General features: G+C 64.4%; 11 protein-coding genes. 6 read left to right on the forward strand and 5 right to left on the reverse strand.

Features of this window, described 5'->3' with window-relative positions; translation table 11 throughout:
* Positions 1-5: 5 nt before the first annotated feature.
* Positions 6-860, reverse strand: coding sequence for a segregation and condensation protein A (locus ABD002_RS02570; protein WP_343786836.1), 855 nt, complete (start codon positions 858-860; stop codon positions 6-8).
* Between the two features lie 409 nt (positions 861-1,269).
* Between ABD002_RS02570 and ABD002_RS02575 the strand changes: the two genes are divergently transcribed.
* The 5 genes from ABD002_RS02575 to ABD002_RS02595 all read left to right on the forward strand — a co-directional run bounded on the left by ABD002_RS02575 (position 1,270) and on the right by ABD002_RS02595 (position 9,559).
* The gene (locus ABD002_RS02575; protein ID WP_343786837.1) at positions 1,270-1,569 is read left to right on the forward strand and encodes a YciI family protein; all 300 of its coding nucleotides are present in this window, start codon (positions 1,270-1,272) and stop codon (positions 1,567-1,569) included.
* On the forward strand, positions 1,566-1,835 hold the full coding sequence (locus ABD002_RS02580) for a BolA family protein (RefSeq protein WP_343786839.1): 270 nt from the start codon (positions 1,566-1,568) through the stop codon (positions 1,833-1,835). The genes ABD002_RS02575 and ABD002_RS02580 overlap by 4 nt, the downstream gene beginning before the upstream one ends.
* A 228-nt stretch (positions 1,836-2,063) precedes the next feature.
* A complete protein-coding gene (smc, locus tag ABD002_RS02585; RefSeq protein ID WP_343786841.1) occupies positions 2,064-5,567 on the forward strand; it encodes a chromosome segregation protein SMC in 3,504 nt (1,167 codons plus the stop codon).
* Between the two features lie 155 nt (positions 5,568-5,722).
* A complete protein-coding gene (gene zipA, locus ABD002_RS02590; RefSeq protein WP_343786843.1) occupies positions 5,723-6,481 on the forward strand; it encodes a cell division protein ZipA in 759 nt (252 codons plus the stop codon).
* A 90-nt stretch (positions 6,482-6,571) separates the two neighbouring features.
* Positions 6,572-9,559, forward strand: coding sequence for a UvrD-helicase domain-containing protein (locus ABD002_RS02595; RefSeq protein ID WP_343786844.1), 2,988 nt, complete (start codon positions 6,572-6,574; stop codon positions 9,557-9,559).
* A 107-nt stretch (positions 9,560-9,666) separates the two neighbouring features.
* Here the strand turns inward: ABD002_RS02595 and ABD002_RS02600 are convergent, their stop codons facing one another.
* Both ABD002_RS02600 and ABD002_RS02605 read right to left on the reverse strand, forming a co-directional pair.
* Positions 9,667-10,299: a TetR/AcrR family transcriptional regulator gene (locus ABD002_RS02600; RefSeq protein ID WP_343786846.1), complete on the reverse strand. Its 633-nt coding sequence runs from the start codon at positions 10,297-10,299 to the stop codon at positions 9,667-9,669.
* A gap of 61 nt (positions 10,300-10,360) precedes the next feature.
* On the reverse strand, positions 10,361-10,618 hold the full coding sequence (locus ABD002_RS02605; RefSeq protein WP_343786848.1) for an acyl-CoA-binding protein: 258 nt from the start codon (positions 10,616-10,618) through the stop codon (positions 10,361-10,363).
* 141 nt (positions 10,619-10,759) lie between these two features.
* On the opposite strand from ABD002_RS02605, the gene ABD002_RS02610 reads away from it, so the two are divergent.
* Positions 10,760-12,748: an SDR family oxidoreductase gene (locus ABD002_RS02610; protein WP_343786850.1), complete on the forward strand. Its 1,989-nt coding sequence runs from the start codon at positions 10,760-10,762 to the stop codon at positions 12,746-12,748.
* A 430-nt stretch (positions 12,749-13,178) separates the two neighbouring features.
* Here ABD002_RS02610 and ABD002_RS02615 read toward each other — a convergent pair whose 3' ends face one another.
* Both ABD002_RS02615 and ABD002_RS02620 read right to left on the reverse strand, forming a co-directional pair.
* Positions 13,179-13,649, reverse strand: coding sequence for a phasin family protein (locus ABD002_RS02615; RefSeq protein ID WP_343786852.1), 471 nt, complete (start codon positions 13,647-13,649; stop codon positions 13,179-13,181).
* Positions 13,650-13,850: 201 nt separating this feature from the next.
* Positions 13,851-15,128: a patatin-like phospholipase family protein gene (locus ABD002_RS02620; protein WP_343786854.1), complete on the reverse strand. Its 1,278-nt coding sequence runs from the start codon at positions 15,126-15,128 to the stop codon at positions 13,851-13,853.
* Between the last annotated feature and the right edge of the window lie 14 nt (positions 15,129-15,142).

A 15,142-nucleotide genomic window follows, 5' to 3' on the forward strand; every position in this document is an offset into this window, starting at 1 on the left:
GGGTCTCACGCCGTTGCCAGCGACTTCAGGTAGATCGGCGCGAGCGCCTCCTCCTGCATGATTTCGATGAGTTGTTCCTTGGCGAGCTCGAGCAGGGCCAGGAACGTGACGACGACGCCGCGCCGGCCCTCGCTTACGTCGAACAACTTCTCGAAGCGGTGGAACTCGCCGTCGCCGAGCGCTCGCAGCACGTCACTCATGCGGCTGCGCACGTTCAGCGCCTCGCGCTGGATCGCGTGATGGCCGTACAGGTCGGCGCGCTTCATCACATCCTTCAGCGCCAGCAGCAATTCGCGCAGCTCCACCGGCGGCGGCAGGCGGATCACGTTGCGATCCTCGACCACGAGGTGAGCGATCGCGAAATCGCGCTCCTGGCGCGGCATCGCGTCGATGTCCTCGGCGGCCTTCTTGAAGCGTTCGTATTCCTGCAGGCGCCGTACCAGTTCGGCGCGCGGGTCGAGTTCGAGGCCTTCCTCCGCCGGCGGCCGCGGCAGCAGCAGGCGCGACTTGATCTCGGCGAGGATCGCGGCCATCACCAGGTACTCGGCCGCGAGTTCCAGCTTCATCTCCCGCATCAGCTCGATGTAGTCGACGTACTGGCGCGTGATCTCGGCGATCGGGATATCGAGGATGTCGAGGTTCTGGCGGCGGATCAGGTAGAGCAGCAGGTCGAGCGGCCCCTCGAATGCGTCGAGGATGACCTCGAGCGCGTCCGGCGGGATGTACAGGTCCTGCGGAATCTCGAGCATGGGCTGACCGCGCACGACCGCCAGCGGGATCTCCTGCTGCTGCGGTACCTGCGGAAACGCGCTCGGCTGCGGTTCTGGACTTGGCTGTTCGCTGATGCTGGTCTGATTCATGCTCGATCCCATGACCTCGATCCCATGCGGGAGGCGCCTCACGGCGCGGGCCATGCAAAGATCACGTTAGGAGTCTGCCGCCCTGAATCCGACAGGCTCCGGGCTGCGGCGTCACGCTTTGGTCAGAAAACTGCTGTCCGGCGCGGCGGCCTGCAACGGAGGACGCCCGGATCCCCGGAAATCCGGAAGTCGACAAACCCTTCAAAGGCTCGAGAGGTGCGGCAGGGTGGACAGGTCGCCGCGTCGTTCGCGCGGGACTCCGGCCTCTCGATACGCGTCTAGCGTACGTGCAAACAGGCGAATGCGCAAATGCGCGATCGGGCCGGCCTGTATCGGCGTTCGGCCCCGGTCCGCGACCGTCCGTTCCGGTGGTTCGGCTACCATAGGAGTTTGCCCCAGGACGAACGCCATGTGGTACGCCATCACTGGAACCGATGTTCCCGATTCGCTGGTGCGCCGGCAGTCCGCGCGCGCGGCACATCTGGAGCGCCTGAACCGGTTGCGCGATGAGGGACGCCTGCTGCTGGCGGGGCCGTTTCCATCCATCGATGCCGAGGATCCGGGTCTGGCCGGCTTCACCGGCAGCCTGATCGTCGCCGAGTTCGCCGATCTCGCCGCCGCTCAGATCTGGGCCGATGCCGACCCGTACGTCGCGGCCGGCGTCTATGCGCAGGTCAGCGTGCGACCGTTCCGCAAGGTGTTGCCTTGAGCGGACGTATCGAGCAGATCCGCGCTCGCCTGGCCGCTGAACTGGCGCCGCTGGAACTCGAGGTCGAGGACGAGAGCCATCGCCATGTTGGCCATGCCGGCGCGCGCGACGGCCGCGGGCACTTCCGCGTGCGCGTGGTCAGCGCCGCATTCCGCGGCCAGGCGCCGCTCGCGCGTCATCGCGCGGTCTACGCGGCGCTCGGCGACTTGATGCAGACCGACATCCACGCGCTGGCGATCGACGCCCGCACGCCGGAGGAAGTCTGATGAATCGCGACGCGGGCGGGATATGCCTAAGATCGCTGGCGCCGGAGCCATAGCGGCTTTGCGCCCCGTTGCAACCGTTTCCGCGTCCCGGGTTGCGCCGGCGGCGGCGGCTTCCGGAAAATGCCGCCCTTGCGCCGGCGTCCCCGTGCTCGCGTCGAACCATCCGTATCGCCAGCCCCTGCCGTCGTCGCGTTCTGCGTCGCCCGCGTCCCCGAGGTTCCCGTTTCCATGCGTCTGACAACGATCAAACTGGCCGGCTTCAAGTCCTTCGTCGACCCGACCACCCTGCACCTGCCGACCAACATGACCGGCGTGGTCGGTCCGAATGGCTGCGGCAAGTCGAACATCATCGACGCGATTCGCTGGGTCATGGGCGAGAGCGCGGCGAGCCGCCTGCGCGGCGATGCGCTGACCGACGTGATCTTCTCCGGTTCGAGCAGTCGCAAGCCGGTCGGCAGCGCGATGGTCGAGCTGTTGTTCGACAATTCCGATGGCCTGATCGTCGGCGAGTACGCGAGCTACAACGAGATCTCGGTCAAGCGCGTGGTCAGCCGCGACGGCCAATCGCAGTACTTCCTGAACGGTGTTCGCTGCCGGCGCCGCGACATCACCGATCTGTTCCTCGGCACCGGCCTCGGCCCGCGCAGCTATTCGATCATCGAGCAGGGCATGATCAGCGAGATCGTCGAGGCCGATCCCGAACAGCTGCGCAACCATCTGGAGGAGGCCGCCGGCATCTCCAAGTACAAGGAGCGCCGCAAGGAGACCGAAAGCCGCATCAAGGCGACGCGAGAGAATCTCGACCGCGTGCGCGATGTGCGCGACGAGGTCGACAAGCAACTGGAGCACCTGAAGCGTCAGGCGCGCACCGCCGAACGCTGGCAGGCGCTGAAGGAAGAACAGAAGAAGAAGGAAGCCGAGGTCAAGGCGCTGCATCTGCGCGCCGCGCAGACCGATCTGGACGGACATTCCAGCGCACTGCGCAAGGCCGAACTCGCGATCGAGCAGCAGCTCGCCGGACAGCGCCACACGGAAGCCGCACTCGAGACCGGCCGCGAGAAGCATGCCACGGCCGCGGAACACATGAACGCGGTGCAGGCCGAGGTCTACCGCGTCGGTGCCGAGATCGCGCGGGTCGAGCAGCAGATCCAGCACAGCAAGGAACTCAGCGAGCAGCTCGAACGCGCACGCCATGAGACCGAACGCGCGCACGGCGAACTCGCCGAGCATATCGACACCGACCGCCAGCGCTTCGAGGAACTCGGCGCACTGCTCGCCGATGCCGAGCCGCAGCTCACGACCTTGCACGAGGCGGACGAAAGCGCCGGCGAGGCACTGCGCGCGGCCGAGGCAAAGCTCGCCGAATGGCAGACCACCTGGGACCGGCACGCGCAGGCGATCTCGCAGGCCGGGCAATCCGCGGAAGTCGAGCGCACGCGCCTGGACTATCTCGACAAGCAATGCCTGCAGGCCGACCAGCGTCGCACGACGCTCGAGGCCGAGCGCAGCGCTGCGAACATCGACGAACTCGGCCAGGCTCTGCAGGCGCTCGACAATGAGCACGGCGGCCTGCGCGAGCAGGTCGAGGCGCACACGGCCGCGCTGGACGAGCGCCGCCACATGGCCGAAGCCGCACTCGAGCAGGAACGTGCGACGCATACGGCCCTGAGCGGCCGGCGTGGCGATCTGGAGAACCTGCGTGGCCGGCTCGGCTCGCTCGAAACGCTGCAGCACGCGGCGCTCGGCGAAACCGGCGGCGCCGCGCAGGCGTGGTTGCAGAATCTCGGCCTCAGCGAATCGCGCCGGCTCGGCGGAACACTGCAGGTCGACGCCGGTTGGGAGCGCGCGGTCGAAACCGTGCTCGACGGCTGGCTCGAGGCGGTGCTGGTCGACGATCTGTCGACACTTGCCGGCGATCTCGGCAGCCTGGATGGAGCTGACCTGGTCCTGATGGGCGAGCGCTCGGCGTATATCGATGCGCCGGCCGATTCGCTGGCCGCGCGCGTGCAGGGGCCGGTCGCGGCGCGCGCATTGCTGGCGCGCGTGCGCACCAGCGAATCGATCGCTGTCGCGCGCACCGCGGCGAATTCCCTTGCACCCGGCGAATCGCTGGTCACGCCGGACGGCGAGTGGTTCGGTCACGGTTTTGTGCGCGTGCGGCGCGGCAACGGCGCGCAGGTCGGCGTGATCGCGCGCGAACGCGAGATCCGCGAACACGGGGCTCGCATTGGTGAACTCGAACGCGAGATCGCCGAACACGCCGAGTCGCTGGATCGTGGCAAGCAGGAGCGCCTCGATGCCGAACGCGTGCGCGACGACGCGCAGCGCGAGCTCTACACCGCGCATCGGCGTCTCGCCGAAGTTGCCGGTCAGTTGCAGAGCCAGCGTGGGCGCATCGACAGCGCGCAGGAACGCCTGACTCGCGTCGCGCGCGAACTCGAGGAAGTGAACACCAAGCTCGACGCCGATCGCGAGCAGGCGCGCGAGGCGCGTGGCCGGCTCGATACCGCGGTCACGCACATGGGTGATCTCGAGCAGCGCCGACAGGAACTCGACGGCGAACGCCGCACGCTGCTCGAAGCGCGCGAGGAAGCGCGCATGAACTCGCGCGAGGCGCGCGACGCGGCGCACCAGCTGGCGCTGTCGATCGAATCGCGGCGCGCCGCGGTCGCCTCGCTCGAGCAGTCGCTGCAGCGCATGCATGGCCAGCTCGCTCAGTTCGAAACGCGACGTGCCGAAATCGCGACGCAACTGGCTTCCGGCAACGACCCGCTCGCCGGCCTCGAGAGCGAACGCCAGGTCCATCTCAACCAGCGCCTGCTGGTCGACCGGCAGATGGTCGAGGCGCGCCAGGCCTTGCAGGAGCAGGATGCGGAGCTGCGCCGGCTCGAGCAGGATCGCCATCGTTTCGAGCAGGTACTCAACGAACACCGCGAGCAGGTCGCAGACCTGCGCCTGCGCGAGCAGGAGCATCGGCTGCGCGCGCAATCGCTCACCGCGGCGATCGCCGAGGCCGGCTTCGAGCTGCAGGCGCTGTTCGACGCGCTGCCGGCCGAAGCCGAGGCGGCGCAGTGGCAGGGCGAACTCGGCGAACTCGAACAGAAGATTCGCCGCCTCGAACCGGTCAACCTCGCCGCGATCCAGGAATACGAGGAACAGTCGCAGCGCAAGACCTACCTGGACGCGCAGCTCACCGACCTCAACACCGCTCTGGAAACGCTCGAAGGCGCGATCCGCAAGATCGACAAGGAAACGCGTGCGCGCTTCAAGGAGACCTTCGATCGCGTCAATATCGGCGTGCAGGAGCTGTTCCCGCGCCTGTTCGGCGGCGGCCACGCGCATCTGGAGCTGACCGGCGACGACCTGCTCTCGACCGGCGTGACGATCATGGCGCGTCCGCCCGGCAAGCGCGTCAGCTCGATCTCGCTGTTGTCCGGCGGCGAGAAGGCGATGACCGCGGTCGCGATGGTGTTCGCGATCTTCCGGCTGAATCCCGCACCGTTCTGCCTGCTCGACGAGGTCGATGCGCCGCTCGACGAGGCCAATGTCGGCCGCTTCTCCTCGCTGGTTTCGGAGATGAGCGAGCAGGTGCAGTTCATCTTCGTCACTCACAACAAGGCGACGATGGAAGCCGCGCGCCAGCTCTGCGGCGTTACCATGCGTGAACCGGGCGTGTCGCGACTGGTGCAGGTGGATCTCGCGGAAGCGGCTAAACTCGCCGGAGCCGCCTGACATGTTTTCTGCAAAACCGCGCTCCTGCCGCGGTTTGCAACAAACGGTCGCGGCGAAGCCGCGCCACGTTTGTCGCATCATGCACGTGCGTGCATGATGCGGCGGCACATCCATGTGCCGAGGCATACTCCTCGACTCGAAACGAGGTAAGCAAAATGGATTGGAATCCTGCCGTCGGCATTCCGCTCATCGTCATCGGCGCGATCGCGCTGGTACTGATCTATCTGTTCGGGCGGCCGCGGAAGCCCGAGCAGGGTGAACGTCGCGCCGCCAGACGCGGCGGAGACGGCGAGCGTGTCGAACCGACGTTCGGCGACCCGAATGCGCCGGGACAGCCGGAACAGGGCGAACTTGATGTGTCGATGCGCAGCGAGCTCGACCGCCTAGGTGCTGCAGTCGCGGAGCATGGTGGCGGCCCTTCGCATGTATCACCGGTCCGCTCAAATGTCGGCGTGCGTCCGGACCGCCAGATCGAACGCATCGTCACGCTGTTCGTCGCTGCGCGCGCCGGCGACACGCTGGCTGGCTCCGACGTCGTCGTCGCCGCCGAGAAGGCCGGGCTGCAATTCGGCGACATGGGCATCTTCCATCGCCTCGTGCTCGGCAAGAAAGTCGAAGGCCCGGTGTTCAGCATGGCCAACATGGTCAAGCCCGGCAATTTCGACATGACCCAGCTCGACAGTGTGCGCACGCCGGGCGTCACCCTGTTCATGACCTTGCCCGGCCCGCTGCCCGCGCTCGACGCGTGGGAAATGCTGCTGCCGACCGCTCAGCGCCTCGCCGAGCTGCTCGATGCGCAGGTGCTCGATGAGGGCCGCAATGCGCTCGGCCGCCAGCGCATTGCACACATCCGTGACGAGCTGCGCGCGTGGGATCGGCAGCAGGAACGCAACCAGATCAGGCCGGGGCGGTAGGCGACGGTCGTATTCAAACGGATATTTCCCGCCATTTTCCTCCGGAACCAGAGGTAGCTGATGCCGTGAGTGCGGCTGAGGAATACAAAAATGGGGGCCAATGTGCGCAGCTTGGAGGTGGGTGTTCGGGTCAAGCACAAGATCAGGAAAGAATTCGGTTTCGGAAAGGTGATCGCTGTTTACGACGGGGGCCTCTGCGACGTTGACTTCGGATCTTGTCGGTTCAGCGGTGTGCCGACAGATGCGTTTGTGTCTGAAGATGAGGAGCGCATGTATGCACTGCGAGCAGGCTTATGCGTGCGAGTAGAACGATCGCTTCGGAGATGTGATCTCGCAGGGGCCGATCATCTTTATGAGTCAGAGTGCTCTGGATGGTGGCCGAGAAATGAATACGAGGTACTAAGGACTGCGGCGCTAGCCAAAGTCTTGGAAGCGGACCGACTGGGACAACAAGCCAAGGCACGAGCCGGAGCGATCAGAGATCTTCAATCCTGCTTAATGGCGGACTACCTTGCGGCAGATGCCCTGTATCGCGAGAAGTTCGCGGACGTGCTCGAAGTAGCACAGTACACACAGATCAGGCTCGACTTCGTGCGAGCATGGCTTCAGGATAATCTGCACGTATCCCCCGATAAATTTCCAGACGACGAGCAAATTGCGGCCATTGCTGCTGTCACTGGAACCGTTCAGGTCACGGCGCGCGCGGGTAGTGGCAAGACCACGACGCTGATCCAGCGAACCTATTTCCTGCTGCGCCATTGCCGGGTGCCGCCCGAGCAAATCCTCCTGCTGGCGTTCAATCGCAAAGCAGCACTGGATGTACACAGGAAATTGCTGGCGATACTCTATCCATCGGCAGAGAGCACGATCGCCGAAGAAATGCGCGCCAGGGAGAAGTCCATCAATAAGGCGGTGGATCGCGAGGTGGCTGCCGTCGACAACGCGATCCGTATGCACGACGTATCGATACCTAGCGTCATGACCTTCCATGCGCTCGCCTACGGGTTGGTCAACGCGGAAGAGTCGCTGCTAAAGGATTCGGACGAGGAACGCGACTTTGGTTTGAGCAAGGCCTTCCAAGCCGTGATCAACAACCATATCCAGGACGAGGAGCGGATGCCACGCATCCGTGCGCTGATGCTGGCGCATTTTCGGAACGATTGGGAACGGATCGAGCATGGCGGATTCCATCTGACGGATCGTGCGGCGCTGATCGCGCATCGTCGGTCGTTGCCGCGCGAAACGCTTGGTGGCGAATACGTGAAGTCGCAAGGCGAGAAAGCCATTGCGAACTTCCTGTTCGAGCACGGCGTACCTTACAAGTACGAACGCAACCATCGGTGGGGAGGCTTCAACTATCGCCCCGATTTCACGCTCTTTCGCACGAAGAAGAGCGGAGTCGTCATCGAGTATTTCGGACTGAAGGGCGAGCCTGATTACGATGAGCAATCCGCTCGCAAGCGCGAGTATTGGGCCAAGAAGGCCGATTGGGATTTCCTGGAGTTTCAACCATCAGACATCGCTAGTGAAGGCGTCGATATGTTTCGGGCGCGGCTTCGCGCGGCACTCATCCCGTTGGGGTTTCCATGCGTTCCGCTGTCAGAGGACGAACTTTGGGCGAAGGTGAATGAGCGGGGACGCGCAATAGGTCGTTTCACGAAAGTCGTGGGCGCGTTCATCGGACGGTGCCGGAAGCTTCTCATGACGCCCGAGAGGCTGGACGAGTTGTCTGCATCACACATTGCGATGACGGAAGCCGAGGAGCAATTCATTCCGCTGGCACGCCAGTTCTATGCTGAATATCTTGATGCACTCGTTCAGACGAACAGCGAGGATTTCGATGGCATCCTCCAGCGTGCCATCAAAGCCATCGAGTCGGGAAGTACGCTGGTGCGACGTGGGCAAGCGGTGGTCTGTGATCTGGCGCACGTTCGCTTCCTCTCGGTCGACGAGTTCCAAGACTTTTCCGAATTGTTCTATCAACTCGTACGGGCGATTCGCCAAGCTGGCGAGGGCGCGCACTGTTTTTGCGTTGGAGATGACTGGCAGGCCATCAACGGATTCGCTGGCTCCGACCTCAAGTATTTTCGAGACTTTCCCAAGTACATGGGGCCGTCCACCCAGCTAACGATTACCACGAATTACCGTTCCGGCCATGCCGTCGTTTCTGCGGGCAATGCTGTGATGGATGGCCGGGGGGAACCCGCGCGCACGAGCCGCGGTTTGGCGGATGGTTCCATCATGATTGCCGGAATGGAAGAGTTGGAGACAACCATCGTGGAGCTTCGCAAACATCAAGGTGACGACATTACACCTGCAGTGCTTCGTGTCGCAGCGAAATCCGTAGAGGCTGGAAAGAGCGTCGCTGTGCTATACCGCACGAACTCGATCCCTTGGTTTGTGAACTGGGATGATGCGCCGGACTATGCGACGCTCATGCAAAGATTTCTTCCCAACGATCGACGGCAGCAGATTTCGGTATCCACCGCACACAAATCCAAGGGGCTGGAATGGGATGACGTAATCGTGATCGATGCCGTCCGCCGCAGTTATCCGCTCGTTCATCCCGACTGGGTGTTCGCAAGGGTCCTTGGCGCGACGATAGAGCAGATCGAAGCTGAAGAACGCCGCTTGTTTTACGTGGCGGTGACTCGTGCCAAGAGCTCTGTGATCCTCTTTACAGAGAAGAAGAACGAATCCCCGTTCTTGACCGAAATCGAGGCGCGGACTCAAGTGGGCATGATCGATTGGAATTCATATCCTCCTCGCGATATCGCTTCCGAATTCTTCGCTGTAAGCGTGACGAGTCGGCCCGGATACCGTATCCCGAATGAAAGTGGCGGCCAAGACGTCCCGACGTATGTTCTGCGCGACTTGCTTGGAGCCTCCGGCTACATGTACAGGGATAAGGGAGTTTGGGAAAAAACAGCGCGAGCAGAGGGATTTAACATCGCCATGCTTGGCGACGAACCTTGGGCACAGGATGCCAAAGGCATCGATGTGACGGTGCGCGACGGCTGCGACCGAATTGTTGGCGAGTGGACTGTCGATGATGGTGTATTCCGTTCTGTCGGATAGTCAGTCCCTCAGTCAATCTGACAGCCGAAAATGAGCCGAAAAAGGGAACGGACGAAATATCCGTTTGAATGCGGCCCTCCCACGGCTTTCGGTGAGCCGATCGGTGCCTATCGAACGTACGTCGCGGCCAGCGTATTGAGGTGGTAGCGCTCCGCGTCACGCAAGAACGGCGCGATCAGCATCATGACCTGGTGGATGCCGCGATTGAGGTCGGCTTCGTCGGCGTCCGGCTTTCCGCCACGCACCGCGTTGAAGTTCATCCAGAACGTCGCGATCAGCAGGATGTTCTCGGCCAGTGCGCGGATCTCGTCCGCGCTCGCACGCATCACGCCGGCGCGCACGAGTCCACGCAGCAGATCCGTCGCGCTGCCCGCGGCGCGGTTCATGATCCGCACGAAGCGCAGCTTCAGCTTGCGGTTGCGCGCAAGGATGTCGACCAGGTCGCGGTACAGGAAGCGGTACTGCCAGAGCGACTCGAACACCAGGTGCAGCTGCAGCCAGATGTCCTCGAGGTTCGGCGCGCGGCCGTCGGGCAGGAGCAGGGCATCGCCGATGCGCGCCTCGTAGCGCGCGAACAGGTGCTCGACGATGTCGTCCTTGTTGCGGAAGTGGTAGTAAAGATTGCCCGGGCTGATGCCGAGCTCATCCGCGATGTGGTTCGTGGTGACGTTCGGCTCGCCCTGCGCATTGAACATCGCGAGGCTGGTCTCGAGGATGCGCTCGCGGGTCTGGCGCGCCATGCGCGGAAGCAGCGGCTGCAGCTTTGATCAGTGTGGCGCGATGGCGCGATGGCGCACTCGCTCAGCCACCGAGCTTCTTCACGAGATCGACGTACTTCTGCATCGCGTCCTCGCTCTTGGTGCCCTTGAGCTTGGCCCAGGCTTCGTACTTCGCGGTGCCGACGAAATCGAAGAAGCCGGGCTTCGGGCCGGATACGTCGCCGTCGGAACCCTGCTTGTACAGCGCATAGAGCTTCAGCAGGGTGTCGTTGTCGGGGCGCTCGGAAAGTTTCTTGACGTCTTCCGCGGCTTTTTCGAAGCGGGTCTTGAGGTCGGACATGGCTCTTCCGGTCATTGGGCGCCTGGCGAATGCCGAGCTTACAACAGCGCGTATGCGCATGGTCAACCGGCGTAGCCAGCAATGATCGCGCGCGGCTATGCTTGCCGCACAACGCGAGCGGGCAACGGGAGGAGACGGGCCATGACGTATTTCGTGACCGGGGCGACCGGCTTCATCGGGCGGCATCTGCTGGAGCGTCTGCTCGAACGCAAGGGAACGATCCATTGCCTCGTGCGCAAGGAGTCGCTGGCGAAGTTCAAGGCGCTGCGCGATGAGCTTGGCGCCGACGAGAAACGCCTCGTCGCGGTCGTCGGCGATCTGGCCAAGCCGAAGCTCGGCCTCACTCCGGCCGTTATGCGCGAGCTGTCCGGCAAGATCAAGCATTTCTTCCACCTCGCCGCGCTCTACGATCTTTCCGCGGACGCGGAGAGCCAGGTGTCGGCGAATGTCGATGGCACGCGGCACGCGCTCGAAGTGGCCGAGGCGGTCAAGGCCGGCTGCTTCCACCACATCAGTTCGATCGCGGTCGCGGGGCTCTACGCGGGCGTGTTCCGCGAGGACATGTTCGAGGAGGCCGAAGACCTCGATCATCCGTATTTCCGCACCAAGCACGACGCCGAGGCGCTGGTGCGCAAGGAGTGCACACGGCCGCACCGCGTGTACCGGCCCGGCATCGTGATCGGCGACTCGCGCACCGGCATGATCGACAAGATCGACGGGCCGTACTACTTCTTCCGCCTGATCAAGAAAATGCGCGAGACGCTGCCGCCGTGGATGCCGACGATCGGCCTCGAAGGCGGGCGCCTCAACCTGGTGCCTGTCGACTGGGTCGCGGCGGCTCTCGACCACATCGCGCACAAGCCCGCGCTGGACGGCCACACGTTCCACCTGACCGATCCGGCGCCGCGCCGCATCGGCGAGGTGCTGAACCTGTTCGCGCGCGCCGGCCACGCGCCGCAGATGACGATGCGCCTCGATGCGCGCATGTTCGGCTTCATTCCGGGCAGCGTACGTGCCGCACTCGGCAACCTGCCGCCGGTGAAACGGGTCATCAATGTGCTGCTGCGCGACCTCGGCATTCCGGCTGCGGTCATGCAATTCATCAATTACCCGACGCGCTTCGACTGCCGCGAGACCGAGCGCGCGTTGAAGGGCACGAAGATCAAGCTGCCGAAACTTGACGACTACGCGTGGCGGCTCTGGGACTACTGGGAACGCCACCTGGATCCGGACCTGTTCGTCGACCATTCGCTGAGCGGCAAGGTCAGGAACAAGGTGGTCGTGATCACCGGCGGTTCGTCCGGCATCGGCAAGGCGGCCGCGATGAAGGTCGCAGCGGCCGGGGCGAAGCTGGTGATCTGTGCGCGTGGCGCCGAGGAGCTCGAGGCCACGAAGAAGGAGATCGAGGCGACGGGGGGCGTCTGCCATACCTACCAGGTCGACCTCGCCGATCTCGCTTCATGCGATCGATTTGTCGTGCAGGTGCTGGCGGATCATGGCCGCGTCGACATCCTGATCAACAATGCGGGCCGCTCGATCCGTCGCGCGATCGGCGCCAGCTTCGACCGCTTCCACGATTTCGAGCGCACGATGCAACTCAACTATTTCGGTGCGCTGCGGCTGATCATGGGCGTGCTGCCGGGCATGGCCGAGCGCCACCGCGGCCACATCATCAACATCTCGTCGATCGGCGTGCTGACCAATTCGCCACGCTTTTCGGCCTATGTCGCCTCGAAAGCCGCGCTGGACGCGTTCTCGCGCTGCGCGCAGGCCGAGTATTCGGACAATGGCGTCAGCTTCACCACGATCAACATGCCGCTGGTGAAGACGCCGATGATTGCACCGACCAAGATGTACGAATCGGTGCCGACGCTGTCGCCGGAGGAAGCCGCCGACATCATCATCGAGGCGATCGTCGAGAAGCCCGTGCGCATCGCGACGCGCCTCGGGATCTTCGCCCAGGTGTTCTACGCGCTGGCGCCGCGCGTCTACGAAATCGTCATGAATACCGCGTTCCGGCTGTTCCCGGATTCGCAGGCCGCGAAGGGCATGAAGGGCAGGGCGGAAGCAGAGCAGCCTACCAGCGAGCAGATCGCGTTTGCCTCGCTGATGCGCGGGGTCCACTGGTAGAAAACCCCGCGTTTACGCGATGCCCTCAGGCACCGCACGCGGGGTTTTCTGAGGAGGCATGGATGCCGACTGGCGCCCGCACCAGGGACGGTTGCTTGCGAAGGCCAGAGGCGAGCGCTCATGCGGTGCCCTCAGGCACCGCATGCTCGCTTTTCTGGGGAGGCAGGATGCCGACCGGCGATCGCGCCATGGATGGCTGCTTGCGAAGGCGAAGGAGCGAGCGCTCATGCAGTGCCCTCAGGCACCGCATGCGTGCTTTCTGGGAAGGCAGGATGCCGACCGGCGACCGCACCAGGGGTGGTTGCTTGGAGAAGCGAGAGCTTTTACGCGATGCCCTTCAGGCATCGCGTACGGGACGAGTACGACACATCGCATTCGTGCCGGACCCCCACCGCAACCCCTCTCCCGAAGGAAGAGGGGCTCAGGCTTTTTACTTCGCGGCGCGCTTCGCAGCGGGGCGCTTTGCCGCCGCCGGCTTGTCGCTGAGCTTGCGCACTTCCCGCGAAAGCTCCTCGACGCGCTTGGTCAGCGCCTTCAGTTCCTCGTGACCCGGGATGCCGAGGCGGCCGAGTGCGCGGGAGACGCGATCTTCAAACACCTTCTCGAGCTTGTCCCAGGTTTCCTGGCTGCGCTCACGCACCTGGCCGAGAGTGCTTTCGACATTGCCGCGCGCCTCATTGACCTTGGCTTCGGTGAACTTGCGCGTCTTCGCGTCGAGCGCGGCGCCTTCCTTGACCAGCGCCTCGAACAGCTTGCCGCCTTCCGCCTGCGCCTTGGCGAATGCGCCGAGGCCGGCCAGCCAGATCTGCTGCGCCGAATCCATCACGGTCTTGCTGACGCCGCGAGCCTCATGGGCCGCTTCCTGGGTCTTGCTGCGCGTCTTGAGCTTGGGCTTTGCCATGGTCATGTCCTCGGGTCGATAGGCGCGGCAAGTCACCGCGATCGCGAGCGACTTTCGCGGCTCGCGCTAGAGCAGACACACTATTGACGCGAGCCGCGAACAACTCGTGTTCGACGCACGCACATCGAGCGCCGGATCAATGCGCCTTGGCGATCGAGAATGTGATCTTGCGAAGGGACTGTGGCGGTTCCCGGAAAGCAGTCAGCCCCGTGAACGTGCGGCGGCCTTGCGCGTTCTGCGTCCGGACACCGACGGTGCCTGCAGCGCCTGATCGAGGTCGTTGAGCGCGCTGTGCAGGTTGCGCGTTGCGCGCGTGGCGCCGGGAGGCTTGCGCAAGCCGCCGACCAGGGTGCGCGAGGCATCGTCGAGCACGTCGTCGCGCAGGTGCAGGCCATGCCGTGCGAGCAGCGGAGCGATTTCCGCGCGGCGTACGCGCAGGTCCGCACGCGTGGCCCGGTAAGCATGCTCGGCCAGGCGCTGGCGTTGCGCGAAGCTGAACACGTTCGTGAAGAACATCTCGACGTCGTCAGGATTCGGTTCGAACAGAGCGAGATCCGCGTTGGCGTAGCGCAGTGCGTAGCTCGAGGCACCCGCCTGCGCGCGCGATTGCAGCAGGGTGCGGAACATCTGCGAGAGCACCGCGGGCAAGCCGCCTTCGATCAGCGACGGTGGCGCGCGCTTGCCGCTGGCCAGTGCGCGTGTGGTGTCGATCGGCACCAGCGGATTGATGCCGATCACCAGGTCTGCGCCGGCATCGAGTGCGACCGACGCATGAAGGGTGCGTCGCAGCGCGCCATCGACGTAATAACGGTCGCCGATCCTGACCGGCGGATACAGGCCGGGCAGCGCGGCGCTGGCCTCGATCGCGAGCGAGATCGGCACGTCGTCGTGGCCCGGTGCGCCGAACCGCACCGCCTCGCCGCTGTCGAGTTCGACGGCAACGACGTGGAGCTTGCGGCCGAGCCTGCGGAAATCATTGCTGCGTCCATTCGTGCTGAACAGGTCGGCGAGAAAGCGGCCGATCGCGGCGTTGTCGAACAGGCCGGTCGGCAGCAGGCTGCCGAAACGCAGCAGCGCATCGGACATGCGCATGTCGAACGGATTGCGTGCGATGTCGCCGAACCAGCCGAGCAGCATGCGCGGCATGCCGGCGGCGCGGCGCAGGTATTCGAAGAACGCCGGGCGCAGGAAATCCTCGGGACGGAATTTCGCCTGGTCGGAATCGTCGGTGATGAAGATGCGGCAGAGTTCGGCGGTATCGAAGCGGTTCGCGAGCCCGGCCGCGAGGAATGCGCCGGAGCTGATGCCGACGTAGACATCGAGCGCGCGCAGGTCGAGTCCGTCGATCGCCTCGTCGAGCGCACGCAGCGCGCCCATTTCGTACATGCAGCCGATCGGACCGCCGCCGGCGACGGCGAGGCCGATGCGGGCACGGCCGGTGCGCTTGCGCGGTCGCCGGGCAGCGTTCAGGACGAGCATCGGGAGTCTTGCAT

Origin of the sequence: Dokdonella soli (genome assembly GCF_039523175.1) — a bacterium.
In the GTDB taxonomy this organism is placed as follows: Bacteria; Pseudomonadota; Gammaproteobacteria; order Xanthomonadales; family Rhodanobacteraceae; genus Dokdonella_A; species Dokdonella_A soli.

What these genes read in the sequence shown, in the direction of transcription:
- ABD002_RS02570 (WP_343786836.1), bottom strand. Translation starts at nt 860, where the DNA reads ATGAATCAGACCAGCATCAGCGAACAGCCAAGTCCAGAACCGCAGCCG.
- ABD002_RS02575 (WP_343786837.1), top strand. Translation starts at nt 1,270, where the DNA reads ATGTGGTACGCCATCACTGGAACCGATGTTCCCGATTCGCTGGTGCGC.
- smc (WP_343786841.1), top strand. Translation starts at nt 2,064, where the DNA reads ATGCGTCTGACAACGATCAAACTGGCCGGCTTCAAGTCCTTCGTCGAC.
- zipA (WP_343786843.1), top strand. Translation starts at nt 5,723, where the DNA reads ATGGATTGGAATCCTGCCGTCGGCATTCCGCTCATCGTCATCGGCGCG.
- ABD002_RS02595 (WP_343786844.1), top strand. Translation starts at nt 6,572, where the DNA reads ATGGGGGCCAATGTGCGCAGCTTGGAGGTGGGTGTTCGGGTCAAGCAC.
- ABD002_RS02600 (WP_343786846.1), bottom strand. Translation starts at nt 10,299, where the DNA reads ATGGCGCGCCAGACCCGCGAGCGCATCCTCGAGACCAGCCTCGCGATG.
- ABD002_RS02605 (WP_343786848.1), bottom strand. Translation starts at nt 10,618, where the DNA reads ATGTCCGACCTCAAGACCCGCTTCGAAAAAGCCGCGGAAGACGTCAAG.
- ABD002_RS02610 (WP_343786850.1), top strand. Translation starts at nt 10,760, where the DNA reads ATGACGTATTTCGTGACCGGGGCGACCGGCTTCATCGGGCGGCATCTG.
- ABD002_RS02615 (WP_343786852.1), bottom strand. Translation starts at nt 13,649, where the DNA reads ATGGCAAAGCCCAAGCTCAAGACGCGCAGCAAGACCCAGGAAGCGGCC.
- ABD002_RS02620 (WP_343786854.1), bottom strand. Translation starts at nt 15,128, where the DNA reads ATGCTCGTCCTGAACGCTGCCCGGCGACCGCGCAAGCGCACCGGCCGT.